This is a genomic window from Phormidesmis sp. 146-33 (assembly GCF_052939515.1).
The window spans coordinates 1-1650 of record NZ_JBJPHU010000272.1 but is presented as its reverse complement, the minus strand read 5'-3'; the positions used below and the strand labels follow the sequence as shown (position 1 = coordinate 1650).

Sequence of the window (1650 nt, the reverse complement as noted above, 5' to 3'; positions counted from 1 at the left end):
ACCAGACCCTACGCTCTTACGGCATGATCGCTGTTTGATTTTGTCCGAACCATTGGTCAGTAAGCTTTGTACAATTTCCATACGGCTATCGGTCTGGTGCTTGTTTGTTCTAATCAGCACCCTAATAGATCGATGGCTTTCTTGTCGATTCCCTCTCCTAAAAATCGTCCGGACTATTGTTATTGCAACTAATTCTCATATATGTAGCGATAAAGACACTTTGGCAGCATCCCAATTGTGTAATAGATCTCAGCCCTCACCCTCTCCCTGGCGCTACTGTGTACACACAAGTCGTCTATCGCTTCGTTTTAGTCAGCTTCTGCCCCCTAAATCCCCCAAATTTGGGAGACTTTGAAATCCGAACCTTTTCTGAGCTTCAGAATTTTCTTGATGCTCAAAGTTCCCTAGAATGGAGGAGTTAGGGGCGCGATCCCCTCAAACAGAGATCGACTCGACTTGTGTGTACACGGTAGCGCCAGGGAGAGTGAACAAGAGGTTTCTGGCTCCCTTGGGCTGGCGAGGGCAAGAAGCACGTAAATGGCGCAATTCTATAGTTATTCAGTTCATAGAAAGGACGACGAAGCAGCGGAGCGACACAGCCCACATCGTCTTTTTTCACTGCTTTCAAGGCTTGCGTAACTTGGGTGACTGATTGAGCAAAGTTTCGTTTAAATCTGACAGAACAAGCGATCCCCCAGATGATGCTGCATTAAGGGCTGGTGTTGAGCGTGCGATCGCAGATGACAGAACGGGTAAGCATAGTGCAGTAGCTAGGCTAACAGTACAGTAAGGAACTGTTGTGCTAGGAATCGATTGAGAAGATTAGTCATCATGTTTCTAGTGCAACCTGTCCTTCGCCAAAACATCCAGTCTTAAACTCAAGGTTCCTTCGACTTCTGTACAAGTTTCAACCCCAACTCCAGGCAGATTTAACAGATAAATTCCAACTACCGTTTACAGGTTGATTGAGCATTGCTGCTTTTGGCTCAGAGTATCACTGGATGATCACAGATCACAAGCTGTTTTGAGCCTCAACGAATGCAATCGCACTCCTCACCCCTGCGATGCCCCTCCACAAGCTTCGTCGGTTCCTAGGGAGCTGCGCTTTGCGCTAATCGCGCTTTACCTGAACAACGCGCTGCTCCGCAGATACCGCAAGGGTCGCGCTCTGATGGTTGGTACCTTCGGTAATCGCTAGCGCTCGATGATGAATTGCGCGCTTTGACGGTCGATCGCTAAGTTGTGAACTGCGGTCAGCTTTGCTGACCTGAAGGCAATGCAGTTCAGGTAATCGACCAAAACTTACAGTGGAATGTAGACAATGCGATCTTAAAATTCAGCGATCGCATCAACTTCAGCAATCAAAATCAAATCATCCAGAATTTCCCCCAAAGATGCCTTGGGTCTGAGCGCGAAAATCCCAGGAATATGCTGCCCACGATCGAGGTGTTCAACCAAGTGGGTCGGCATCGATCGACGATTGTTCATCACCAGAATAAAGTTATGCTGTTCACACCATTCGAGAATTGCCGGATCGAGTGTTCCTTTAGGTGGAGTTCTAGATCGCCAACTGCCCAAACCGCTCGATCTGGCTAAAGGGGCTTGCGGAGAAATAAACTCCCAGTCATTCTAGAAGCAAGCAGAAACGCG

1 protein-coding gene is annotated in these 1650 nt (G+C 47.9%); it reads right to left on the bottom strand.

All coding sequences use genetic code 11. From position 1 onward, the window contains the following. Window positions 1-1329: 1329 nt before the first annotated feature. A complete protein-coding gene (locus ACJ2PR_RS35875) occupies window positions 1330-1578 on the bottom strand; it encodes a hypothetical protein (protein WP_446880635.1) in 249 nt (82 codons plus the stop codon). Between the last annotated feature and the right edge of the window lie 72 nt (window positions 1579-1650).